Source organism: Gordonia polyisoprenivorans NBRC 16320 = JCM 10675, from assembly GCF_000241325.1.
Classification (GTDB): Bacteria; Actinomycetota; Actinomycetes; order Mycobacteriales; family Mycobacteriaceae; genus Gordonia; species Gordonia polyisoprenivorans.
In genome coordinates this window covers 64,023-88,011 of the sequence record NZ_BAEI01000059.1, presented here as the reverse complement: position 1 = coordinate 88,011, position 23,989 = coordinate 64,023, and the positions used below count along the sequence as shown (strand labels likewise).

The following is a 23,989-nucleotide window of genomic DNA, read 5'->3' as shown; positions in this document are numbered from 1 at the left end:
TCGTGGCCAAACATCGTTTGGAACAGCCGAATCGCGGAGGCATCGCCAAGAAGGCGATGATCGCGGGCTCGCTGACCGTCGGCTCGCTCGCCGTAGCCGCAGGTCCGGCCCTTGCCGCACCGGCTCCGGCGCCCAGTGCGACCATCGAGATCCCGAATCTCGGCAAGTTCACGGTGCCCGGCATCGATCAGAATCAGGTTCCGAACCAGTTCCGCCCGGGTGGTGGCGGCATCACCGCCCCGGTGCAGAGTGCTGCCGAGAAGGCCGTTCGTGCCGCGGAAACCAAGATCGGCGCGCCCTACGTCTACGGCGCCGCCGGCCCCAATGCCTTCGATTGCTCCGGTCTCGTCTACTGGTCCTACCAGCAGGCCGGCAAGACGATCCCGCGCGACAGCTACGGCCAGCTCGGCGGTGGACGCGCGGTGAACTACGCCGACGCGCAGCCGGGCGACGTCCTGATCTTCAACGGTGGCAGCCACGCCGGTCTCTACATCGGCAACGGCCAGTTCATCCACGCCTCCACCGAGGGTGTCCCGGTGCAGAAGGCGTCGGTCAACGCATGGTCGCTGACCGGGGTTCGCCGATACTGATCCCGCTCTCGGTGAGAACGTGTGAGCATGTATTCGGGCGGATCGCGCACAGCGCGATTCGCCCGAGCGCGTCGAGGACTACGACGCCCCGGTTGAGGCAGAGGTGACGAGCCCGGGTCGGTGGGGAAGTGGCAAGGGGAATGTGGTGACAATCGTGGGAGCCGGATCGGCGATCGGTCCCAACCGATCGGCGCGCCTGGCGTTGACCACCGTGATCGCGGTGCTCGCGGTCGCGTTGACGCAGATCGGTGCGGTGTTCGGGACGCCGCATGCCGTGGCCGACCCGCCGCAATCGGCGGATCAGCTGCTGGCGCGTTACACCTCGCTGAGCCGTGAGGCCGAGACCTCGGCCGAACAGATGCACAACGCGCAGATCGAGTACGACAAACAGCGTGGCATCGTCGCGCAGTCCAAGAAGGCCGCCGCTGCCGCACAGAGTTCACTCGACCGCTCCCAGGTGTCGCTGAACGAGCTGCAGACGCGCTTCGATTCGCTGGTGCGCATCAGCTATATGGGTGGCCGGTCCAACCGGCTCTACGCCGTCCTCACCAGCAACTCGCCCCAGACCCTGCTCGACCAGATGTCCGGGTTGGAGATGGTCTCGCGTCGCGCCGCCGCCGATCTGTCGGCGCTGAAAAAGGTGCGCGCCCAAACCGTCTCGGACCGCGACGCCGCGAATACGGCAGCCTCGACAGCCACCCGCGCGGTCTCCGACGCCGAACGCGTACGGGGCGATCTGCAGAAGAAGCAGGCCGAACTGCAGCTACAGGCCGCCCAGATCCGGGTGATCTACCAGAGCCTGACGGGTAAGCAGCTCGCCGCGCTCGCGGGGCCGCGCTTCGACTTCGACCCCGCAGCCGTACCCCGCGGGACAGCCCCCGCACTCGTCGCCGTGCAGGCCGCGCTGACCCGCATCGGCGATCCCTATGTGTGGGGCGCCACCGGCCCCGACTCATTCGACTGCTCGGGCCTGATGGTGTGGGCGTTCAAGCAGGCGGGCAAGCTCCTGCCGCGATCCAGTGAGGCGCAACTCGCCGGCGGCACGCCGGTCTCGCGCCAGGATCTGCAGCCCGGCGATCTCATCATCTATTACCCCGACGCCACGCATGTCGGCATGTACGTCGGCGACGGCTACGTGATCCACGCCTCCACCTTCGGTGTGCCGGTCAAGGTCGTCCCCATCGACGACGCGGGACCGTACAACTCCGCGCGTCGGTACTAGGGGCGTGCTCCGCCCGCGGTGGGCGATGGGCGTGCTCCGCCCGCGGTGGGCGATGGGCGGGCTCCGCCCGCGGTGGGCGATGGGCGTGCTCCGCCCGCGGTGGGCGATGGGCGTGCTCCGCCCGCGGTCGGCGACCCTGCGCACCGGGGTGACCACGAGCGCCGGTGCGGTGCTCGTCGTCACGTCACTGCTGATCACGGCCTGCGGAGGCGACGGTGACGGTGTCGTTTCCGGCACGAGTTCGTCGTCGGCACCGGTGTCGACGAGCAACGTCTATCTGGACCAGCGCTCCCAGGGCGTGACACAGCTCCTCGACGCGCTGTCGACCGCGCTGCGCTCGGGCACCCCCGATCAGCTCGCGGCGCTGCTCGACCCGTCGATCAATCCGGCGCTGCGCGCCCGGTTGCAGACCGTACAGGACAACCTGTCGTCGGCGGTGCGTCGCCCCGACACGCCGGGACGCGGAAAACGGCTGCAGCTCAAGGAGTTCCGTTACCAGCTCGCTCCCACCGAGGAAGTCGAGACCCTGGTCGGCGCCGACGTCCAGGCACGGCTGGATCAGCAGGGCAGCTCCGACACCTGGGTGGCTCCGGTCGAACTGCACGTCGCGCTCGGCGGTGTGAGCACCCCCGGCATCGACGAGGACGAGGTGGTGATCGACACCCAGCTCGTCGCCGCCCGCTACGACGACACCTGGAAACTGGTCGGCGACTCGACCCTGGCCGGTGAGCCCGCACCGCCGACGCAGATGTGGGACCTGCCGGCGCTGGCCGTTGCCGACGTTCCCACCGCGGGTGGCACCTCGGTCATCGCGTCCTATCCGGACGGCGCCGACGATTCCGCGGCCACCTCCGGCGCACCGGCCCCCAACTCTGTGGCGCCCAACTCTGTGGCTTCCGGCTCTGTGGCCCCTGGTTCGACGGCGCCCGGCCCCACCGCCGAGATGGTTGCCCGCATCCGTTCCCTGCTGCCCGGCGCGATCGCCGCGGTATCGGCGTTCTGGGGGACCAGGTGGCCCCAGCGTTCGGTGGTGGTGAGCACTGCCGCCGACGACCAATTCCACGCCCTGGCCGCCTCGGCCACCGACACCGCCGCGGCCGCCACCATCTACGCCCACCTCGACCTGTCCGCCGGCTCGGTGACGGGCCAGCGTGTCCTGCTCACCCCGGTGGCCCGTGATCTGCCCGCACCGGCACTCGGCGTGGTCCTGCGTCACGAACTCACCCACGTCGCCACCCGCGCGCAGACCGCGACCACCGCGCCGATGTGGCTCACCGAGGGAGTGGCCGAGTACGTCGGGCGCAAGGGCACCTACACACGTCCCGCCGATGCCGCCCCGGATCTCGCGGCCGCGGTGCAGGCCGGTGACACCCCGGCCGATCTGCCGACCGATCAGCAGTTCTCCGTCGACGCCGAGTCCTCGCGGATGGCCTATCAGTCGGCCTGGTCGGTGGCGACCTTCGTCGCGGCGACTTTCGGCGAACCCAGGCTGCGGGCGCTGTACGTGGCGGTGGGTGCATCGAGCGACGCCATGCGCGCCGATGCCGCGTTGTCGGCCACCCTGGGTATCACGCGGGCCCAGTTCGTTGCCCGGTGGCGGGCGTGGCTGACGGCCGAACTGCGATGAGATCGGCAAGGATGGTGGCGTGACGCACCGAACGCTCCTGGTGACCAACGATTTTCCGCCGCGGCGTGGCGGAATCCAGTCCTACCTGCAGAATCTCGTGGATCTGCTGGATCCGGACGATGTGGTGGTCTACGCCCCGCGCTGGCGCGGACGCAGCCACGAGGAGTTCGACGCCGCGGTACCCTACCGGGTCTATCGGCATCCGACGACGCTGATGTTGCCCACCCCATTCGTCGCTCGTCGCGCCGCGAAAATCATTCGGGACGAAGACATCTCGACGGTGTGGTTCGGGGCGGCCGCGCCGTTGGCGGTGCTGTCGGGATATCTGCGTCGGGCCGGGGCCCGCCGCATCATCGCCAGCACACACGGGCACGAGGTCGGGTGGTCGATGATCCCGGGGGCGCGCGGCATCCTGCGCTACATCGGCAACCACACCGACGTCATCACCTACGTCAGCCGCTACACCCGCGGCCGATTCGCGTCGGCGTTCGGTCCGCGTGCCGCATTGGAGTATCTCCCGCCGGGCGTCGACGTCACCCGGTTCGCTCCGGATCTTGCGTCGCGCCGACGACTTCGTGCCGAGCTGGGACTCGGTGAGCGACCCACCATCCTGTGCCTGTCACGGCTGGTGCCGCGCAAGGGGCAGGACGTCCTGATCCGTGCACTGCCGCTGATCCGATCGGAGATCGCCGACGCCGCACTCGTGATCGTCGGGGGCGGACCCTACGCCGAGAAGCTCCACGACATCGCCCACGCGGAGGGCGTCAGTGAGCACGTCCTGTTCACCGGGCCGGTCCCGGCCGCCGAACTCGCCGCCTACCACACCATCGCCGACGTCTTCGCCATGCCGGCGCGCACCCGGGGCAAGGGCCTCGACGTCGAGGGCCTGGGCATCGTCTACCTGGAGGCGTCGTCCTGCGGTGTGCCGGTGGTCGCCGGCCTCTCCGGCGGCGCCCCGGAGACCGTCCGCGAGGGGGTCACCGGAACCGTCGTCGACGGCACCGATGTCGCCGGGGTCGCGCTCGCGCTCATCGGGATCCTCTCCGATCGCGACGCCGCCGCCGAGATGGGCCGTCAGGGACGCCGATTCGTCGAGGACCACTGGCAGTGGTCGCAGATGGCCGCGCGGCTACGTCAGCTGCTGTGATCGGCTCCGGCCGGTGGTGTCGACGACCCAGGCGGCGCCGACGGGCGACTCAGCGCTTGGCGTAGAGCGCGTCGATGTCGCCGGCGTACTTGTCGACGACCACGTTGCGCTTGACCTTCAGCGTCGGGGTCATCTCGCCGGTCTCCTCGCTGAAATCGTCACCGAGAATCCGGAACTTCTTGATCGACTCGGCGTGCGAGACAGTCTTGTTGGCCTCGTCGACGGCCGACTGGATCGCCGCGCGTAGGTCGGGGTCGTCGGCGAGGTCGGCCACCGATGCGTCGGCGGGCTTGCCGTTGCGTTCCTTCCACGCCGGGAAGGCCTCGGGGTCGACGGTGATCAATGCGGCGATGAACGGCTTCTGATCGCCGACCACGACGGCCTGCGAGACCAGGGCGTCGGCACGGATGACATCCTCGAGGCCGGCGGGCGAGACGTTCTTGCCGCCCGCGGTGACGATGAGTTCCTTCTTGCGCCCGGTGATCTTCAGGAACCCCTCGTCGTCGAGTGATCCGAGATCGCCGGTGTGGAACCAGCCGTCGGTGATGGCGGCGGCGCTGGCCTCCTCGTTGTGCCAGTACTCCTTGAACACCACGCCGCCACGCAGCAGGATCTCCCCATCCTCGGCGATCCGAACGGCGTTGCTCGCCAACGGTTTCCCGACGGTGCCGATCTTGACCGCGCCCGGGGTGTTGACGGTCACCGCCGCAGTCGTCTCGGTCAGGCCGTAGCCCTCGTAGACCGGGATACCGATCCCGGAGAAGAAGAATCCCAGGCGTGACCCGAGTGGCCCGCCCCCGGAAATCGCGAGCTCGCACTCGCCGCCGAGCGCGGCGCGGAGTTTGCCGTAGACGAGCTTGTCGAACAGGGTGTGCTTGGCGCGCAACACGATTCCGACGTCGCCGCGTTCGGCGGCGGCAGCGTGGTCGATGGCGGTGGCCGCCGCCATGTCGAAGATCCGACCCTTGCCCTCGTCGTGGGCCTTCTGGCGGGCCGTGTTGTAGACCTTCTCGAACACGCGGGGTACCGAGAGGATCAGCGATGGCTTGAACACCGCGAATTCCGGTACGAGGCCCGGGATGTCGTTGGTGAAGCCCACCTCGACACCGGCCTCCATGGCCACCAGGGTGATCGCGCGCGCCAGCACATGGGCCAGCGGCAGGAACATCAGCAACCGCTTGCCGGGGGCGAGCAACTGCGACATGTTGCCCTCGAGCACCCCACGGACCTCCGAGAGCATGTTGGCGTGTGTCAGCTCGCACCCCTTGGGGCGGCCGGTGGTGCCCGAGGTGTAGATCAGCGTCGCCGGGTCGCCCGCGTGGACCGTCGCACGACGCTTGGTGACCTCGTCGTCGTCGACCTCGGCGCCCGCGGTCGTCAATTGTTCGAGCGCGCCCGGCCCGTCGGCCGGATCGATCTGCAGGACCCGCACCGGATGGTCGAGACTCGCGCCCTCGTAGAGCTTCCGGTGCTCGTCGGATTCGACGATGATCGTCGACGCCGCGGAGTCGGTCATGATCCACTCGATCTGCGAGCTCGACGACGAGTCGTAGATCGGCACGGTGATCGCCCCGGCCGACCAGATCGCGAAGTCCAGCAGCACCCATTCCAGGCGGGTCGCCGACAGCAGCGCCACCCGATCGCCGGGCTGTACGCCGGAGGCGATCAAGCCCTTGGCCAGAGCGGTGATCCGCGCGGCGATGTCATCGGCGCGCACCGGCTCCCATGTCGCTCCCTCCTTGCGGCGGAAGACGGTTTGGCCCGGCGTGCGTTCGGCGATGCCGAAGATGATCGAGGTGGCGTTCTCATCGGCCTCGATGGTGAACCTCGCGGGAACGCTGTACTCGCTCATATCCTGCACCTTTCGACCGTCAACGATGACCTGACCATCGTAACGACGACCGTTGGCACGAGGCGGCGGGGTGGGCCGGGACCGGGTGAGGTCGTTGCGCCGCCGATCGGGTTCGCCGCGAGGTACGTGCGGTGCAGACGATGCCGGAGCAGACGTTGCCTACCGATCGGCCGCGCCGATATGTGAAGCTGGAGTCGTGACGAGCATTCAGGTTGCCGACGACACCTTCGTCGCCGCGGACCCGGTGAGTGCGGCCGACGTGGTGGGGGACCGGACCAGGTGGCGCCGATGGTGGCCCGATCTGCATCTCGAGGTCGTCGAGGACCGGGCGGCCGCCGGGGTGCGCTGGCGCGTGTCGGGGCCGATCGACGGGACGATGGAGATCTGGTGCGAGCCCGTGCTCGACGGTTTCGTCCTGCATTACTTCCTGCATGCCGAACCGGCCGCGTCGGTGGTCGGCGGCGGGCGGTCGGACCGAGAGCGCGCGGACCTGCTCGCCGAACTCAACCGGCAGCGCCGGGTGGCCGGCAAGGTGATGGCCTTCGAGTGCAAGGACGTCCTCGAGGACGGTCGCGGCGTCGGCGAGCCCGCGGCCGCGTCCGGCCGGACGGGTGCGTGATGGCCGACCGCACGGAACGTTCGATCGTGGTCAACGCCGACGCCGCCGACATCATGGCGGTGATCGCCGACTTCGACAACTATCCCGAATGGGTCAGTGCGGCCCGCGAAGTCCAAGTCACCGAACGGGATTCGGCGGGTCGCGCGCGCCGGGTACGGTTTGTGCTCGACGCCGGGGTGCTGCGCGACACCTACGAATTGCGGTACGAGTGGGACGCCGACGGCACCGGGGTGTCGTGGGAGCTGGTCTCCAGTGACCTGCAACGCGATCAGCGGGGCCGCTACGAGGTCGTCCAACAGGTGCCCGGCTCGAGCAAGGTCACCTACACACTGATGGTGGACCTGATGGTGCCGATGATCGGGCAACTCAAGAGGCGCGCCGAGAAGGCCATCACCGATGCCGCCCTCAACGACCTGAAGAAGAGGGTCGAAGGCTGATCGATCTCACTCCCATCCACGTGGTGCTGGGGCCGGGGGGTTCCGGGATCTCCGTGGTCGCGGCCGCCGGAGCACTGCGTCGTGACCGCGGTCGTAACCGCGCCCGCGCACCGCTGGCCCGGCCGGACCGCCACACCCTACTGATCACCGTCGACCGGCTCTCACCGACCCCGGATCTGTTGGGGGTCTTCCGAATGCCCGGCTCGAGCGTCGCGGTCTCCTCGGGCGTACACCTGTTGACCCTGGACCGGCTGGAGTCGCTGGAGAAGACCTGGGCGGTGTTCGCCGAGTTGCTCACCGCCGGTATCCGGGGCGCCAAGACGAGGTTGCCGGTGCTGGCCACGCTGGCCGGCATCGACGCCGCCGAACTCGCCGCGCTGCCGGGCGTCGAGGAATTCCTGCTGCTGCGGCGCATCCGCGACGAGGCCACCAGCGGCACCTGGGAACGCATCGTCGTCGATCTGTCCGGGGTGGCCGATCCGTACTCCCTGCTGCGGGCGCCGACGATCCTGCTGCAGGCCCTCGAACGGTTGTGGCCGCGCCACCGACGTCTCGCGGCGGCCGCCGACACACCGATGCTCGCGCAGCTGACCGCCGCCGTCGACGCCATCGCCGGCGACTGCGACGACATCGCGGAGTTGCTCACCGATCCGCACGTCGTCGCCGGGCATCTCGTCGTGGCGGCCGACGCACGCGGCGCCGGTGCGCTCCCCCGACATCTCGCGATCGCCGACCTGATGGGATTTCCGATGCGATCGATCGTGGTGAACCGGGGCGTCGGTGCCGGCGCGCCCGTCGAGGTGGTCGTCGACGACCCGCACGTGGCCGTCTCCACCGTCGAGCTCGCCGCCGCCCCACTGGATCGACCGGCGCGGCTACGCAAACTCGCTGTGTCACTTGCCCGACCGACCGGCGCCGCGCGCGGCAGCGGCGATGCCGAGGTGAGGACGGTGTCCGGTACGGGGCTCGACACCGTCTTCGAGATGTCGTGGGAGCAGCGGCTGCCCGACCCCAGCCGGTTCGACCTGGGCCGCAGTGGCGACGACCTGCTCGTCACCGTCGACGGGTTCCGTCACGCGGTGCGGCTGCCGTCGGTGCTGCGGCGCTGCCACGTCGGTGAGGCGAGCTGGGACGGCCAACGGATCAGGGTGCGCTTCACCCCGGATCCGGCCGTCTGGCCACGGGACCGTCAGGCCTGAGGCTGCGCAAGCGCGCGCCCCCGGAATGGAGGCGGGCGTGCCGCAGAGGGTACCGTGCTTGTGCACACGAATCGCCAGATGGAGTATCGACCGGATGAGCCGAGCGTATGAGGCGAGGGCATGAGCACTGACGACACCAGCCGTGGCGCCGACACCGGGTCGGGTTCGGCGCGCGGTGGCGAGTCGACGGGCGACCCACTACGCGACCTGCTGCTCGCGCTGGCCGCCCAGATCGACGTCGTCGCGGGTTGGTTCGGCACCGGTGCATCGGGGCCCACCGGCAGAACGGGGCCCACCGGCACGGCACGACCGGCCGCGTCCGGATCGGGCGGTCCCACCGCGGCCGGTGCCTTCCTCGGCGACGGATCGGCTGCGGCCGCCGTCGGTGAGATCACCTCACTGATGCAGGAGATCGGGGATCTGCTCGCGCGGCTGATCGCCGCACTCATCACCCTGCTGGAGGCGATCGCGGCGGCTTTGCGCAGCGCGCCCGCCGACGCCGGGGCACCACCGCGGCGCTACCAGCCGATCGCGGTGCGACTCGAGGCCGCCCCGCAGACACCGCCGACCGGTGCGTCGCGCAAACACGGTGTGGTCGACCCGACATCGGAAAGTGAGAAGTGATGGGCGAGTTGACAATCGGCATCGACATCGGCGGCACCAGCGTGCGTGCCGCCGTGGTCGACGACTCGGGCGTCATGCTCGACACCCTGCGCGCGGCGACCCCGCCGACGGCCCAGGCCCTCGAACACTGCCTCGACCGTCTGGTCGGCGAGCTGACCTCGCGCTGGGCGGCCAAGGCCGTCGGGATGGCGATCGCGGGCTTCCTCACCCCCGATCGCGAGGTGGTGCGATTCGCCCCCCATCTGCCATGGCGGGAGGCCCGGGTCGCCGAGGAGATGACCGCGCGCATCGGTATCCCGGTGTTCACCGAACACGACGCGAACTCGGCCGCGGTGGCCGAACGTCACTACGGGGCGGCGGCCCGCGGACACAATGTGCTGGTGCTGGCGATCGGCACCGGCATCGGTGCGGGGCTGCTGATCGACGGGGAGATCTATCGCGGCAGCTTCGGTGTCGCACCGGAGCTCGGGCACCTCACCATCGTCCCGGACGGCCGTCCATGCTCCTGCGGTAAGCGCGGATGTTGGGAAAGGTACTGCAGCGGAACGGCTTTGGTCGACACGGTGGTCGAGTTGCTTGCCGACGGCGACTGGGGTCGCAGCCAGCTCGCGACCGACGTGGCCGCCGACCCCGGGTCGTTGACCGGCCGACGGGTGGCCGGTGCCGCCGCCGACGGCGACGCGGTGGCGGTGGCCGCCTTCGCCGAGTTCGCCGCCTCGCTCGGCCAGGGGCTGGCGATGATCGCCGACGTCTTCGACCCCGATCTCATCGTCATCGCCGGCGGTGTCGGGACCGCGTCGGGGCTGTACCTCGATGAGGCCCGCGAACACTATGCGCGTCTGATCACCGGGGCCGGCCATCGGCAGCTCGCGCGCATCCGCGGTACGCAACTCGGTGAGAACGCGGGGGTGCTCGGTGCCGCCGAGGTCGCCCGCCAGGGGATCAGTGCGCGCGTGCCGCAGGTCGCCGATGTCTGATGTCCCGATGTCCCGATGTCCCGATGTCCGATGACCTCGATGTCCGACGGCGCCCGATGGCCCATGCGTGATGGCGACCGGAACCCCATGGCGGCGTCGGCGGATGCCACAGTCCTGTCCGTCGGGTGGCCGATGTCTCACGGGCACCGGCTGGGGTGAGTAGAGTTCACAACCGGATCGAGTGGCCGGAAAGCGCTCGTCGGTGCGACGAAGGGTAGTGACACACGCGATGTGGTACCAGGTGTTCAAATACGTGCTGCTGGGCCCGCTGCTCCGGTTGTTGGGGCGGCCGACGATCGAAGGGCTGGAGAACATTCCGGCGCGCGGACCGGCCATCCTGGCCAGCAACCACCTGGCGGTGATGGACAGTTTCTTCCTCCCGCTGATGTGCCCGCGTCGCATCTACTTCCTGGCCAAGGCCGAGTACTTCACCGGTACCGGGCTCAAGGGTGGATTCCAGCGGTGGTTCTACACCGCGGTCGGGCAGATCCCCATCGACCGGTCCGGGGCGGAGGCGGCCGCCGGTGCATTGACCGCGGCGAGCCGGCAGCTCGAAAAGGGTGAGCTGATGGGCATGTACCCCGAGGGCACCCGATCACCCGACGGTCGGCTCTACAAGGGCAAGACCGGGCTCGCGCGGATCGCTCTGGAGACCGGGGTGCCGGTGATCCCGGTCGCGATGATCGGTACCAACAAGTTCAATCCGCCTGGGACGGTGATGTTTCGGCCGACCAAGGTCACCGTCCGGGTGGGTAAGCCGCTGAACTTCGATCGCTACGAGGGCATGCAGGGCAACCGGTTCATCGAACGCGCCGTCACCGACGAGATCATGTACGAGCTGATGCGTCTGTCGGGTCAGCAGTACGTCGACGTCTACGCGGCCAGCCTCAAGGAGCGTTCGCCCGCCGACGCCGTGGAGTCCAAGCCCGCAGCCTGAGCGGGCGAGCGCCTAGCTCGTGTGGGTCTGGGCGAGTTCGGCCCGGCCGGTGGCCTCGTCGATGCTCGGCGCGCGCAAGCCTTCGGCCGGGAACCGCCAGATCACCACGAGGGCGGCAATACCCCAGATCGAATACGAACTCCCGACGATCTGCGCGAGCACCGACCACGAGGCCGAACTCTGTGGGAGGAACTGAAAAGGCCCGAGGGAGAACAGGATCAGCCCGAGCGCGGCCAACCCGAGATGGGCGATCCGGGTGCCGCGAGACGACGTGCGCGCGGCGACCGTGATGGCGGTCAGGATCAGCGGGATCGCCCACACCCAGTGATGCGCCCACGAGGTGGGGGAGACGAGCAGACCCCAGACCGCGATCGCGCAGGTCGCCAGCACCGCGTTGATCCGCGCCGCGGGGCCGGCGTCCGCCGCGAACGCCTCCCGGGGACGGCAGACGTGCACCGCGCACAACGCCAGCACGGTGACCGCCAGCGAACTGAGCACCCAGGCGATCTGACCGTCGACGCCCGGCAGGATGCGCACCCATGCCGCGTTGAGGTTCTGGTTGATGCGTCCGGCCGGATCGCCGATCCGCGTCGTGTGGAACAGCGTGTGCGTCCAGTAACCCAACGAATCGCGCGGTAGCCACACCGCCGCGAACGCGCCCGCCAGCACGAAGGTGAGTCCGGCGGTGGCGGCTGCGCGCCAGCGGCGGGCGACGGCGAAGACGGCGATGAACACCAGCGGGGTCAGCTTGATCGCCGAGGCCAGACCCACCAGGATGCCCTGCGCCCGCGTCCAGGGCTTGCGCACGCGTGCGATGACGAAGACGTCGAGCAGGATCATCGCCATCAGGATGACGTTGACCTGACCGAAACCCATCGTCATCCACACCGGATTGAGCCACAGTGCACCCGCGGCGACGAGTGCTGCGAGCCACCAACGGTTCGTGCGGGCGCCCACCGACAACAGCGACAGCACGATGTGGACGATGAGCACCAGCAGCGCGATGGTGAGCACAGACATCACCACCCCGGCCACCGCCAGGGGCATGGCACCGAGCGGGACGAAGCCGAGGGCGGCAAACGGCGGATAGGTGAACGGCAACCAGATGCCATCGCTCGTGAACGGCATCGACCCGTCGGCATACAGGCTCTGGCCCTGCTGCCAGATCTGCGCACCGATCCGGTAGACGTCGAGGTCGATGCGGGTCCGGGTGCCGAAGCTGGAGGTGAACGGCACCCCGAACATCTGCATCCCCGCCGAGGCGAGGAAGATCACGCCGATGACGATGCGCGCGCGCCGGGTCGGCGACCAGCGGCGCAACCGCTCATCCACCGAAGTCAGCATTGTCGTCATGACGGGCTCTTCGTTCCTCTCCGGCGGCGACCCTCGCCGGGTGGCGGGTGATACTTACCAGTATGCGGTTCTTCTACGACTCGGAGTTTATCGAGGACGGCACCACGATCGATCTCATCTCGATCGGTGTCGTCGCCGAGGACGGTCGAGAATTCTACGCGGTGTCCACCGAGTTCGATCCGGGCCGGGCCGGGGACTGGGTTCGGGCGAACGTGCTGCCCAAGCTGCCGTCGCCGGCGTCACGGGCGTGGCGGTCCCGGCGCGCCATCCGTGACGACCTCCTGGACTTCCTCACCGCGGAGCCCGGCGACGTCGAATTGTGGGCCTGGGTGGGCGCTTACGACCACGTCGTGCTGTGCCAGCTGTGGGGTCCGATGACCGCGTTGCCGCGAACGATCCCGCGCTTCACCCGCGAACTGCGTCAGCACTGGGAATACGCGGGGCGCCCACCCCTGCCGTCGGCACCCACCGACGCCCACGACGCACTCAGTGATGCTCGCCACAACTGGCGCAAGTGGCAGGCGATCGAACAGGCACGGCAGCCCGACGCCTGATCAATCTCGGCCGATGCGCGTTTGCGACCCCGGCCTCGCTGTGTTGCGCCTGATCAATCTCGGCCGATGCACGTTTGCGACCCCGGCCTCGCTACGCTGGAGCGGTGGTGAACTGGACCGTAGACGTTCCGATCGACGAACTGCCCGAACTCCCGCCGCTGCCCGGCGACCTGCAGGCGCGTTTCGCCGACGCGCTGGCCCGTCCCGCGCTGCAGCAACCGAGTTGGCCCGCCGAGGACGCGCGGCGCATGCGGACAGTGCTCGAGTCGGTGCCGCCCATCTGTATGCCCGCCGAGGTCCGCACGCTCGCCGGACAACTCGCCGAGGTCGCACAGGGCCGGGCCTTCCTTCTGCAGGGCGGCGACTGCGCCGAGACCTTCGCCGACAACACCGAGCCCCACATCAAGGGCAACATCCGCACGCTGCTGCAGATGGCCGTCGTACTCACCTACGGCGCGAGCCTGCCGGTGGTCAAGGTCGCCCGCATCGCCGGTCAGTACGCCAAACCCCGCTCCGCCGACACCGACGCCCTGGGCCTGCCGTCCTATCGCGGCGACATGGTCAACGGGTTCCCGGCCGAGGAGGCCACCCGCATCCACGACCCCTCACGACTGGTGCGCGCCTACGCCAACGCCGCCGCGGCGATGAATCTGGTTCGCGCGCTGACCCACTCGGAGGCCGACCTGCGGCGCGTCCACGACTGGAACCGGGAATTCGTCCGCACCTCCCCGGCCGGCGCCCGCTACGAGGCGCTGGCCTCGGAGATCGACCGGGGTCTGCGCTTCATGGATGCGTGCGGGGTCTCCGACTCCTCGCTGGGCGCCGCCGACATCTTTGCCTCGCACGAGGCACTGGTTCTCGATTACGAACGGGCCCTGCTGCGCCTGGCCGAGGCGCCCGAGGACCCGAGCGTCGGCGCCGACGGCAAGGTGCTCTACGACCTGTCGGCGCACTTCCTGTGGATCGGTGAGCGCACCCGCCAACTCGACGGTGCCCACATCGCCTTCGCCGAGCTGATCCGCAACCCGATCGGCATCAAGATCGGTCCGACCACCACCCCCGAGCAGGCCGTCGAGTACGTCGAACGTCTCGACCCGTACAACGAGCCCGGCCGGCTCACCCTGGTGGCCCGGATGGGCAACGGCAAAGTCCGCGACGTGTTGCCACCGATCGTCACCGCGGTCGAGGCGAGCGGGCACAAGGTGATCTGGCAGAGCGACCCGATGCACGGCAACACCCACTCCTCGCCCACCGGCTACAAGACACGCCACTTCGACCGTGTCGTCGACGAGGTGCAGGGATTCTTCGAGGTCCACCACGCACTGGGAACCCACCCCGGTGGCATCCACATCGAGCTCACCGGCGAGGACGTGACCGAGTGCCTCGGTGGTGCACAGGACATCTCCGACCTCGACCTCGCCGGGCGCTACGAGACGGCATGCGACCCGCGCCTGAACACCCAGCAATCGCTGGAGCTGGCGTTCCTCGTCGCGGAGATGTTGCGCGGCTGAGGTTTTCGGATGCCGGGGGCTTTCGGTTGCCGGGGCTTTCGGGTGCTGCTCTCTCAGGAGAGCAGCAACTGGGAGCCGACCCACCATCCGGCGCCACCCGCCGCGGCCGCCGCGATGAGCACGATCACCAGCCAGATCAGTGCGTGCAGCCGCCCGTCGGCGGGATCGTCGAACGGCTCGGGCAGGCCCTGCGCACTGCCGCGGTCGCGCGTAGCGGGTCCGGGTGCGGCATCGCGATCGATCAGCGCCGACGCCTTCGTCGGTGGCGCGTCGGTCGTCGATCGGGACCCGGGCCGCGAGGCAACCCGGGTGCCGTGTGGGCTGACCGCCGCACGACGGCGGGCCATCGTCTCCCGCTCGGCGGAGCGTCGTGGGGCCGGCACGGTGAACGGCGGCAGATCGAGATCCTCGGCCACGTCGAGCAGTGCCTCCCGCATCTCGAAGGCGTTCGCATAGCGATCGGCCGGGCGGCGTTCGGTCGCCCGTAACACCACCTCGTCGAGTTCGACCGGTACCCCGGCGATCACGTCACCGGGTGCCGGCACGTCATAGGTCAGTCTCTGGTACGCCAGTGCCAGTGGCGTATCGCCGCGGAACGGCGTACGCCCGGTGAGCAATTCGAAGAGCATGACCCCCATCGAGTAGACGTCGCTGCGGGCATCGGCGGTCGCGGACTCGACCTGCTCGGGGGAGAGGTAGGCGGCGGTACCGAGGATGACGCTGGCCGAGGTGACCCCCGATTCGGCGACCGCGCGGACCAGCCCGAAATCGGCGACCTTGACCTCGCCGGCATCGGAGATCAGCACGTTCTCGGGTTTGATGTCGCGATGTACCAGGCCGGCCGCGTGTGCCGTACCCAGTCCGCCCAGCGCCGGATCGGCAACGGCGACCACCGCATGCGGGGGCATCGGACCGCGCTCGCGCAACAGTTCTCGGACACTGCCGCCCTCCACGAGTTCCATCACCAGGAACGCGACCCCATCGTCGATGCCCTGGTCGTAGACCGCGACGAGCCCGGGATGTTTCAGACCGGCCACCGCTCGCGCCTCGAACTCGAAGCGGCGCAAGAACTGTGGGTCCGCGGCGTAGCGGGTGTCCATCACCTTGACGGCGACGTCGCGGCCCAGCCGAAGATCGAGAGCGAGGTACACCGCCGACATGCCGCCACGGGCGATGGGCGCGTCGATGCGGTAGCGGTCCTCCAGCACCGCCCCGATCAGCTCGTCGACCCCTGCCTGCACGACAGTGAATCTACCCGGGTGGCGGCGCTGCGCCCCGGAACCACCGGTGTGCTGCGCACCGTAACCACTGCGGTGCTGCGCACCGTAACCACTGCGGTGCTGCGCACCGTAACCACTGCGGTGCTGCGCACCGTAACCACTGCGGTGCTGCGCACCGTAACCACTGCGGTGCTGCGCACCGTAACCACTGCGGTGCTGCGCACCGTAACCACTGCGGTGCTGCGCACCGTAACCACTGCGGTGCTGCGCACCGTAACCACTGCGGTGCTGCGCACCGGGCCCGGCGGTGGTGGCGGCGAACCAGGTGAAGACACGGCCCGCGAGACGGTAATCTCTGGGCCGTGAGTTCACTTCCCCTCTCGCACGATGTCATCCCGGCCGAGGTCGAGACGTATTCGATCGACGAGGTCTCCCGACGGTTGGGCGTGTCGACCAATCGCGTGCGCACCTTGATCCGCGACCACCGCCTGCTGGCCGTCTCCCGAGACGGCGAGCCCGCGGTGCCCTGCCTGTTCTTCGACGACCTCGGTATCGCCAAGCACTTCACCGGCCTCGTCGATGTCCTGCTCGACGGCGGATTCACCCGCGACGAGGCGCTGCGCTGGCTGTTCACCGAGCTCGACGATCTGCAGATGCATCCGGCGGCGGCGCTGCACACGCACTCGGCACGCGAGGTCATCCGACGCGCGCAGGCACAGGCGTTCTAGGGCTTACCTTCGGGACCCGCCGGGTTCGGCGCCCCACAACCGGCGGGCCAGGGCGCCCAGGCGCAGCGGGTCGGGGCGCAGCAGCGAGATGGCGGCGAGTAGCGACAGTGCGGCGGCCAACGCGACCTCGGGCAGCTTGTAGAAGACGATCGAATCGTCCGGCTGGAAGACGATCAACATGAACGTCGACACACCGACCACGACGGCGCGGACCCAGCCGGGCAGCGTGAACGCGACCGCGACGACGAGGACCCACGTGTAGTACCAGGGCAGTGTCGAGGGTTCGAGCAGCAGCACCGCCAGCATCGCCCAGGCCAGTCCGGCGATCGCGCTGCGTTCGTCGGCGCGGTGGCGCCACCACAACGCCACGAGAATGATCGCCAGACACACCGCACCGATCGCCCGCGTGACGGTGAGGACCGGCCACAGATTCAGTGAGGTGAACGGTGCCGCGACCAGCGTCACCAGATGTGCTGCGGCAGTGGGCAGCGTGAACCAGTTGATGATCTGGTCGGCCCAGCCCAGCCCGGTGAGCCAGCCCAGTCCCAGGCCGAGCGCGGCGGTCCAGGCGGCGAACACCGCGACCGGCACGGCGATCACCACCGCGAACACCCGCGCGACATCGCCGCCGGTGACCTTGCGTTCGGATCGGATGTGCGAGAGCCAGATCCACACCACGAACGGGATCGCCACACCCGCGGTGACCTTGATCGACACGGCCAGCCCGAGCACCGCCAGACCGCTGATGTGCCGGCCGGCGACGGTCAGTGCGAGTCCGGCGGCCAGCACACCCATCATCAGCAGTTCCACGTGCGGGCCGCCGACGAGGTGGATCAACACCATCGGATTGAGCAACGCCAGCCACACCCCGACCTCCGGTGACGCGCCGAAATGGGTCGCCAGACGTGGAACGGCCCACAGCGACAACAAGAGTCCGGGCAACAGCACCAGACGCATCAACCAGACACCGGTGAGCACGTGCTCACCCGACACGGCCACCACACCTCGGGTGATCGCCATGAACATCGGGCCGTACGGCGCCGTCGTCGACGCCCACACCTGCGCCATGCTGTCGAGTACGGGACCGGGATGGTGGGCCGGTCCGTCGGCGTAGGGATCGAATCCGGCGGCGAAGACCACCCCCTGGCCGAGGTAGGCGTAGACATCGCGACTGAACAGTGGCACGGTCACGCACAGCGGTGCGGCCCACCCGATCACGGTCCACCGCAGTGTGGTCAGGCTCAGGAGGGGGTCGCCGGCAACCGGCGCGCACAGTCGGCGACCCACTCTCATCCACGCGAACACCATCAATGCGACGCCGAGCCAGAACACGACCGCGCCCAACGTCTTTCCGTGGCCGTAGGTGATCGCGTCGAGTCCCACGTCCTGCAGACCCGGGTGGTTGCGTGGGATGTCGGCGACCGAGAAGCCGCCCAGACACACCGCGATCGCCCCGATCCCGCCGAGCCAGATCTCGGTGGGCAGGCGCGGCGGCGGGGCCGGATGCGCGAGCGCGGGCCGGCCGATCGCCGTCACAACTCGACTGCGCGAGAACATGAGTCAGGCCTCGCGGTGGGCGATCCGACCGGCCATCGCGATCAGGTCGGCCCGGATGTCGGTGCCGATCTCGGCGCGTTCGAGCCGGGCAACGGCGGCGTCGAGCAGAGCGGTGACGCGGCGTTCGATCTCCTCGACGGCCCCCACGTCGACGAGAAGCTCACGGATGCGGTTCAATTCGTGGTCGTCGAGACGGCGGCCGACCGCGTCGCGCAACACCGCCGCTGACCGGGGGTCGCGCAGCTCGGCGCGCTCGAGGCCCAACGCCAGAAGCGCGGTGCGCTTACCCTCGGCGAGATCGTCGCCGGAGGGCTTACCGGTCCGATCCGGGTCGCCGAACACCCCGAGCAGATCGTCGCGCAGCTGAAAGGCGATGCCCAGATCGTGGCCCACCGAGCGCAGGTCGTCGAGCAGTGCGGCAGGTGCGCCGGCCATGCGGGCCCCCAGCTCGAGAGGACGTGCAACGGTGTAGGCGGCGGTCTTGAATTCCATCACCCGATAGGCGGATTCGACGGTGTCGTCGCCGCTGACCTCGTTGACGATGTCGAGATACTGCCCGCCGAGCACCTCGGTGCGCATCGCCGCCCAGACCGCCGACACCTCGGCCGGAAGCGGATTCGGTGCGGGTGCACCGGTGTCCGGGCCGGCCGGGCTGTGACCGCCGACGAGGTCGTCGGCCCAGGCCAGCGCGAGATCACCGGCGAGGATGGCCGCGGCGACACCGTGGCGGGCTCCGTCACCGGACCACCCGGCGTCGCGATGGGCGGTCTCGAAGCGCCGATGCACCGTCGGCCGACCGCGGCGGGTGTCGGAATGATCGATGATGTCGTCGTGGATCAGTGCACATGCCTGCACGAGTTCCAGTGCGGCACAGACCCGCAACGCATCGGCGACGGACTGCTCGGGATGGGGCGGGCGCCTCTCGGGGCTGCTCATCCCGGCCAACCAGCCCGCGTAGGCGAACATCGGCCGAACCCGTTTGCCGCCGAGCCGGACGAAGTCGGCGACGATGTCGGCGGCGCGCCCCACGACCGGCGAGATGGCACCGGCGACCGGCAACGTGGCGTCGAAGAAGCGCTCGAGGACCACGCCCGTGGCGTCGGGTACCTCCGACAACGACGTCGGCTCTGCGGCGGGCGGCGGTGCGGTCGGGCTCACTCCCTCAGGCTAGGGCATGTCTCCCACGAACAGACACGCCCGGAGTGCCTGTCGCGAACGGCCCCGCCCTGGACGACCGACGTGCAGTGACGACCAACGTGCAGTGACGACCTACGTACTGTGACGACCTACGTACAATGACGCGGTGACCTCATCCCCACCGGCGCTCTCCGTCGTCGAGCGCCTCGCCGCACCACCGGCCAACGGCGTCGTGCACTTCTCGGTGGAGTTCATGCCACCCCGTGACATCGAGGGCGAGGCCCGGCTGTGGCGGGCGGTCCGGGTGTTCGAACGTCTCGACCCGGCATTCGTGTCGCTGACCTACGGGGCAGGCGGATCGACGAGGGATCGTACCGTCCGCATCGCCGGTGAGCTCGCGACGCAGACGACCCTGCTGACGGTCGCGCATCTGACCGCCGTCAATCACAGCATCGCCGAACTGCGTGCCCTCGTCGGTTCCTACGCCGACCAGGGCATCACGAATCTCCTTGCGCTGCGCGGGGATCCGCCGGGTGATCCACTCGGCGAATGGATTCGACACCCGCAGGGTGTGCAGTACGCGCGTGAACTCGTCGAGCTGATCTCCGGGCTCGGTGACTTCCACGTCGGCGTCGCCTCGTTTCCCGAGGGGCACCACCGGGCCCGCGATCTCGACCAGGACACCGACGTACTCGTCGGCAAGCTGCGTGCCGGTGCCGAGTATTCGGTGACCCAGATGTTCTTCGACGTCGAGGACTTCCTGCGGTTGCGCGACCGGGTGGCACGCGCCGACCCCGAGCAGGCGGCCAAGCCGATCATTCCCGGGCTCATGCCGATCACCTCGCTGGCCAGTGCCCGTCGTATGACGCAGCTGTCGGGGTCGGTGATCCCGCCCGCGGTCGAGCAACGCTTCGCCGAGGCCGCCGGTGACGGCCCGGAGGAGGATCGCGCCGCGGTACGTGCCGTCGGCATCGACTTCGCCACCGAGACCGCGCAACGACTCATCGCCGAAGGCGTTGCCGGCCTGCACTTCTGCAGCCTGAACTTCGCCAAGGCGACCTGCGAGGTGCTCGACCGCCTCGGCGTGGGCGTGCCCGACGCGTTGCCGACGGTCGGGGCGCGCTGAGGGGCCGATCGGTCGGCTCAGGGTGATCCGGCGGGAGTCGGGTCAGGACTTGCCGGTGTTTCCGGGGTCCGGCGCTGCGGAGTTCGGCACTGCGGGGTTCGGCACCGCGGGGTCCTCGTGTGCAGCTCCCTGATCGGGCGCAGCGTCGGCGGGAACGGTGGCCTTCTCCGGTGTCGTGTCACCGGCGGTCTTCGTCGCCGAGGTCGTGGTCGTCGAGGTCGTGGTCGTCGAGGTCGTGGTCCCTGACGTCGTGGTCCCCGACGTCTTTTTCCCGAATGTCTTCTTGCCCGCTGCCGATGCCGGGCGTCCCGGGCGCGGGCTGCGGTCGCGGGAGACGTAGGCCAACCGGATGACGACGAGCACCACGGCGGCGCAGATGAGCACCATCAGCCACGTCCAGCCGCCGAACGCGGCGGTCGACGGGTCGGCGTAGGTCGATTCGGCGGTGAAATCGGCGGACTTGCCGGGCTCGGGTGTCCAGGAGACCGAGGTGTTGGTGTTCTGGTCACCGTTGGTGGCGGTGATCGGGCCGGCGAACGAGATCGTGAACCGGACGTAGTCGCGATTCGGGATCAGTCCGGTGAGGTCGGTCGACCCGCGGAATCGCACCACCGAGCCGCTGCGCTTGGCCGACAGGTCCATGGTCATCGCGGTGTCGCCGAAGGCGTCGGCGATGATATCGCCGAGCTGACTGAGCTGACCTGCGGTCAGATTGCTGAAGGTCGCCCGGCTGCCGACCAGCGTGGCGTCGTCGCTGCTGTCGCCGGACTGTTCCTGCGGGGTCGGGGCCGCCTGTGTGGAATCGGACGGCGCGGACTCCGACGGCGTGGAATCCGACGGCGTGGAATCGGACGGGGACGAACCCGGCTGGTCGGTGTCCTCCGACGGCGAACCCGGCTGCGCCGATGCCGGGGCGCCCGAACTCTCCGTGGAGGTGCTGGCGCGATAGTCCGAGACCGCGATGTTGCCGGTCATCGACTCGGGGATGTCGAATTTCGGTGCGCCACGCGGATTGTCCGGTGAGGTGGCCACGACCACGCTGCCCGCGAATCGATCACCGACCGTCGTGGACCGTTGCAGGCATCCCGACATCAACGGCGCCGCGATGAGCAGCACGACCGTGAGCAGAAAGGCAGACGCGCGGGGTGGGCTCGGGCGAGTGATCGGCGGACGCACGCTGATCATCGTGCCAGATGCCGGGGTGATAGCGGCCATAGGCGCCGACCGCGTGTATCGCCGCGGTGCCGGCCCGAGCTGCGGGCGATCGCCGCCCGTCCGGCGATACGCCCGCTGGCCCCGGTGACCCCGCCGCCGGGATGGGTCGAGGCGCCGGCGAGCAGGATTCCGTCGGCGCCGGGCACCTCGTGGCCGGACAGGTCCGGGTGCGGACGCAGCATGAACATCTGGTCGATGGTCATCTCGACGTGCATGATGTTGCCGCCGATCAGTGCCAGTTCGGATTCCAGCGCCTGCGGGGTTTGGACGTGGCGGTGCTCGATGCCGTCGGCGAAACCGGGCGCGTGGCGCTCGACCTCGGCGACCACCGCGTCGGCGGCGGTGGCGGCCACCTCGTCCCACCCCGACCCGTCGGCGAGATGACGCGGATGCCATTGCGCCCACAGATTGACGAGATGGTGTCCGGGTGGACTGAGGGTCGGGTCGATGCCGGAGAATCCCATCGCCACACAGGCCGGCCGATCGGGCAGTTCGCCGACCGCTGCCGCGGTCTGCGCGCGACGAAGGTGGTCCCGATCGGTGACGAGCAGGCCCAACGCCGAATGCACGCCGTGCGCGGGGAGGTCGGCGGGCAGATCCCGATACTCGGGCAGCTCCCTGGTTCCCAGCCGTACGGCCATCCCGATACCCGAGCCGACGATGATCTGACGCCGCCATCGCGCGAGCGATCCGGGGTCGAATCCGCCCGCCGCGAGCAGGTCGAGGGTGGCCAGGATGTGGCAGGCGCCGATCACCGTGTCGGCACATCGCCGCCGGCCGTCGACCGTCTCTACCCGCCAGTGGTCGCCACATCGGGTGATCGCGGTGGCCGCCGCACCGGTGATCACTTCGCCACCGTCACCGGTGAGACGGTGCACCAGGGCATCGGTCAACGCTCCGCTGCCCCCGACGGCGCGGCCGGGTGGGATCTGGTGCATCAGTGCCGCGAACCCGATCATCGGAGCGGTCGCGGGGGCGCTCATGGGCGGGCCCGACTGGGCGCCGAACCAGGCCAGGGCGGCCTTGAGGTGCTCGGAGCCGAACCAGCGGTCCAGCAGGGCATCCCCGGACGACATCAGATCCTGGGTCACCGACATCATCCGACCCGATCGCGCACCGAACAGGCCGGTCCGCGCGGTGGTGGCGGTGGGGCCGAGCCCGCCGAAGGCACGCGCGAACCGACCCGGCGTGGCCGGCTCGTAGAAGGAGCGCATGAGAGCTCGGGCGCGCGGTGCCCAGGTCGCCACGAAGGCGCGGTAGGCGTCGGCGTCGGTACGTCCACAGGCACGTTCGATCGAGGCGCACGTGGCGTCGAGGTCGGTGCGGAAGACGATCGGACCGGCGGTGTCGGTCGCCGGACAGAACGCCCACGGGTCGCAGTCGAGGTAGGTCAGGCCGGCGTCGGCGAGTGCCAGTTCGTCGAGGACCGGGGAGTGGCGGATCATCAGGTGCGCCGACGAGCCCCGGTCGACGCGATATCCGGGAAAGCGTTCGATGGTCGACACCGCCCCACCGGGGATGGTGTCGCGCTCGACGACGCTCACCGAGCGCCCGGCCCGGGCCAGATAGGCGGCCGCGACCAGTCCGTTGTGGCCGGCGCCGACGACGATCGCATCGCCCACCGGGTGCCCGGTCATCGGGTGCGGTCGGATTCGCCGGGAACGATGGGACCGGCGGCGGCGCCCGGCACGATCGTGGGTGCGGCCAGGGGTAGTCGTCGCCCGAGGAAAGCGAACGGGCGCGGGTCGCCGGTGAAGGTGAATCCGCGCAGCACGTCACCGAATCCCATGCGCCGGTACAACGCCCAGGCGCGGTTGCCCTCGTCGGCGATTTCCGGGGTGGACAACAGGACGTGGTGTTCGGGTCGGTCGGCGAGCAGGCGATGCAGCAACCATTCACCGATCCGATGCCCCTGGGCACTCGGATGGACGTGGAGTTCGGTCAGCTCGAAGTAGTCCTCGGTGATCTCATCGATGACCCGCGGGTCCCGACCGGTCGATCGCAAGCCGGCGCGGAGTTGCTGATTCCACCATTGGTCGCGCGCTCCGCGATAGCCGTAGGCGATGCCGACGAGCACCTCATCGCCGCCGGGGGACAGGGGCGGCTCCAACCGTCGGCGGACGAGGTCCAGCGAGCCGTCCTCGGCGTGGGGCGCGGTCGCGATCGCGCCGTAGGCCTCCCAGCCGGGTCGACGGATGTGCTCGCGCCACAATCCGGCGCGATGCATCTCGGTCCCGCGTGGGTAATTCATCGCTGTGACGTAGATCTCGAGCGCGGGACCGAGCCAGACCGCACAGTCACGTCCGTCGAGACGGGCGATCCGAATCGTCACGTGCGGTCCTTCCTGTCGTCGTTCC

23 protein-coding genes are annotated in these 23,989 nt (G+C 69.4%); 15 read left to right on the top strand and 8 right to left on the bottom strand.

Translation table 11 applies throughout. The annotated features are described in order from the left end of the window. Window positions 1-2 precede the first annotated feature (2 nt). From GOPIP_RS14925 to GOPIP_RS14910, 4 genes are all read left to right on the top strand, one after another. Window positions 3-590, top strand: coding sequence for a C40 family peptidase (locus GOPIP_RS14925; protein WP_006370537.1), 588 nt, complete (start codon window positions 3-5; stop codon window positions 588-590). 154 nt (window positions 591-744) lie between these two features. After that, entirely contained in the window at window positions 745-1,812 is a 1,068-nt protein-coding gene (locus GOPIP_RS14920; protein WP_370530218.1) for an NlpC/P60 family protein, read from the top strand. Between the two features lie 106 nt (window positions 1,813-1,918). Then, entirely contained in the window at window positions 1,919-3,439 is a 1,521-nt protein-coding gene (locus GOPIP_RS14915) for a peptidase MA family metallohydrolase (protein WP_035728133.1), read from the top strand. Between the two features lie 19 nt (window positions 3,440-3,458). Then, window positions 3,459-4,586 carry a glycosyltransferase family 4 protein gene (locus tag GOPIP_RS14910; RefSeq protein WP_006370534.1) on the top strand — a complete coding sequence of 376 codons (1,128 nt, stop codon included), beginning with the start codon at window positions 3,459-3,461 and terminating at the stop codon, window positions 4,584-4,586. A 49-nt stretch (window positions 4,587-4,635) separates the two neighbouring features. Here GOPIP_RS14910 and GOPIP_RS14905 read toward each other — a convergent pair whose 3' ends face one another. Then, entirely contained in the window at window positions 4,636-6,438 is a 1,803-nt protein-coding gene (locus tag GOPIP_RS14905) for an AMP-dependent synthetase/ligase (protein ID WP_006370533.1), read from the bottom strand. Between the two features lie 196 nt (window positions 6,439-6,634). On the opposite strand from GOPIP_RS14905, the gene GOPIP_RS14900 reads away from it, so the two are divergent. The 6 genes from GOPIP_RS14900 to GOPIP_RS14875 all read left to right on the top strand — a co-directional run bounded on the left by GOPIP_RS14900 (window position 6,635) and on the right by GOPIP_RS14875 (window position 11,231). After that, window positions 6,635-7,057 (top strand): hypothetical protein, encoded by a 423-nt coding sequence (locus tag GOPIP_RS14900; RefSeq protein ID WP_006370532.1) that lies wholly within the window; start codon window positions 6,635-6,637, stop codon window positions 7,055-7,057. Further along, complete coding sequence (locus tag GOPIP_RS14895) at window positions 7,057-7,494, top strand: SRPBCC family protein (protein WP_006370531.1); 438 nt, start codon at window positions 7,057-7,059, stop codon at window positions 7,492-7,494. Before GOPIP_RS14900 ends, GOPIP_RS14895 begins: the two co-directional genes overlap by 1 nt. Window positions 7,495-7,514: 20 nt before the next feature. Beyond that, complete coding sequence (locus GOPIP_RS14890; RefSeq protein WP_006370530.1) at window positions 7,515-8,693, top strand: ArsA family ATPase; 1,179 nt, start codon at window positions 7,515-7,517, stop codon at window positions 8,691-8,693. A 120-nt stretch (window positions 8,694-8,813) separates the two neighbouring features. Beyond that, window positions 8,814-9,317 (top strand): hypothetical protein, encoded by a 504-nt coding sequence (locus tag GOPIP_RS14885; RefSeq protein WP_006370529.1) that lies wholly within the window; start codon window positions 8,814-8,816, stop codon window positions 9,315-9,317. Next, the gene (locus GOPIP_RS14880; protein WP_014360370.1) at window positions 9,317-10,294 is read left to right on the top strand and encodes an ROK family protein; all 978 of its coding nucleotides are present in this window, start codon (window positions 9,317-9,319) and stop codon (window positions 10,292-10,294) included. Before GOPIP_RS14885 ends, GOPIP_RS14880 begins: the two co-directional genes overlap by 1 nt. Window positions 10,295-10,523: 229 nt before the next feature. Continuing rightward, entirely contained in the window at window positions 10,524-11,231 is a 708-nt protein-coding gene (locus tag GOPIP_RS14875) for a lysophospholipid acyltransferase family protein (protein WP_006370527.1), read from the top strand. A 12-nt stretch (window positions 11,232-11,243) separates the two neighbouring features. Here GOPIP_RS14875 and GOPIP_RS14870 read toward each other — a convergent pair whose 3' ends face one another. After that, window positions 11,244-12,575 carry a glycosyltransferase 87 family protein gene (locus tag GOPIP_RS14870; RefSeq protein ID WP_035728112.1) on the bottom strand — a complete coding sequence of 444 codons (1,332 nt, stop codon included), beginning with the start codon at window positions 12,573-12,575 and terminating at the stop codon, window positions 11,244-11,246. A gap of 71 nt (window positions 12,576-12,646) precedes the next feature. On the opposite strand from GOPIP_RS14870, the gene GOPIP_RS14865 reads away from it, so the two are divergent. Further along, entirely contained in the window at window positions 12,647-13,138 is a 492-nt protein-coding gene (locus GOPIP_RS14865) for a polyadenylate-specific 3'-exoribonuclease AS (protein WP_006370525.1), read from the top strand. 104 nt (window positions 13,139-13,242) lie between these two features. After that, window positions 13,243-14,649 carry a class II 3-deoxy-7-phosphoheptulonate synthase gene (locus tag GOPIP_RS14860; RefSeq protein WP_035728110.1) on the top strand — a complete coding sequence of 469 codons (1,407 nt, stop codon included), beginning with the start codon at window positions 13,243-13,245 and terminating at the stop codon, window positions 14,647-14,649. Window positions 14,650-14,702: 53 nt separating this feature from the next. Here the strand turns inward: GOPIP_RS14860 and GOPIP_RS14855 are convergent, their stop codons facing one another. Next, window positions 14,703-15,890 carry a protein kinase domain-containing protein gene (locus GOPIP_RS14855; protein ID WP_035728109.1) on the bottom strand — a complete coding sequence of 396 codons (1,188 nt, stop codon included), beginning with the start codon at window positions 15,888-15,890 and terminating at the stop codon, window positions 14,703-14,705. 18 nt (window positions 15,891-15,908) lie between these two features. Between GOPIP_RS14855 and GOPIP_RS29110 the strand changes: the two genes are divergently transcribed. Both GOPIP_RS29110 and GOPIP_RS14845 read left to right on the top strand, forming a co-directional pair. Beyond that, the gene (locus GOPIP_RS29110) at window positions 15,909-16,235 is read left to right on the top strand and encodes a hypothetical protein (protein WP_035728107.1); all 327 of its coding nucleotides are present in this window, start codon (window positions 15,909-15,911) and stop codon (window positions 16,233-16,235) included. Further along, complete coding sequence (locus GOPIP_RS14845; RefSeq protein ID WP_006370522.1) at window positions 16,232-16,597, top strand: Rv2175c family DNA-binding protein; 366 nt, start codon at window positions 16,232-16,234, stop codon at window positions 16,595-16,597. Before GOPIP_RS29110 ends, GOPIP_RS14845 begins: the two co-directional genes overlap by 4 nt. A 3-nt stretch (window positions 16,598-16,600) precedes the next feature. On the opposite strand, the gene mptB is transcribed toward GOPIP_RS14845, so the two are convergent. Then, window positions 16,601-18,154 carry a polyprenol phosphomannose-dependent alpha 1,6 mannosyltransferase MptB gene (gene mptB / locus GOPIP_RS14840; protein WP_035728105.1) on the bottom strand — a complete coding sequence of 518 codons (1,554 nt, stop codon included), beginning with the start codon at window positions 18,152-18,154 and terminating at the stop codon, window positions 16,601-16,603. Window positions 18,155-18,157: 3 nt separating this feature from the next. Further along, window positions 18,158-19,312, bottom strand: coding sequence for a polyprenyl synthetase family protein (locus GOPIP_RS14835; RefSeq protein WP_014360363.1), 1,155 nt, complete (start codon window positions 19,310-19,312; stop codon window positions 18,158-18,160). Between the two features lie 145 nt (window positions 19,313-19,457). On the opposite strand from GOPIP_RS14835, the gene GOPIP_RS14830 reads away from it, so the two are divergent. Continuing rightward, a complete protein-coding gene (locus tag GOPIP_RS14830; RefSeq protein ID WP_006370519.1) occupies window positions 19,458-20,417 on the top strand; it encodes a methylenetetrahydrofolate reductase in 960 nt (319 codons plus the stop codon). Between the two features lie 42 nt (window positions 20,418-20,459). Here the strand turns inward: GOPIP_RS14830 and GOPIP_RS14825 are convergent, their stop codons facing one another. Genes GOPIP_RS14825 through GOPIP_RS14815 form a run of 3 tightly spaced genes read right to left on the bottom strand, consistent with a single transcriptional unit; the run spans window position 20,460 to window position 23,964 of the window. Further along, complete coding sequence (locus GOPIP_RS14825) at window positions 20,460-21,602, bottom strand: LppM family (lipo)protein (RefSeq protein WP_006370518.1); 1,143 nt, start codon at window positions 21,600-21,602, stop codon at window positions 20,460-20,462. Next, window positions 21,599-23,269, bottom strand: a complete 1,671-nt coding sequence (locus GOPIP_RS14820; protein ID WP_006370517.1) for a phytoene desaturase family protein — start codon at window positions 23,267-23,269, stop codon at window positions 21,599-21,601. The genes GOPIP_RS14825 and GOPIP_RS14820 overlap by 4 nt, the downstream gene beginning before the upstream one ends. After that, the gene (locus GOPIP_RS14815; protein WP_006370515.1) at window positions 23,266-23,964 is read right to left on the bottom strand and encodes a GNAT family N-acetyltransferase; all 699 of its coding nucleotides are present in this window, start codon (window positions 23,962-23,964) and stop codon (window positions 23,266-23,268) included. The genes GOPIP_RS14820 and GOPIP_RS14815 overlap by 4 nt, the downstream gene beginning before the upstream one ends. Window positions 23,965-23,989 lie beyond the last annotated feature (25 nt).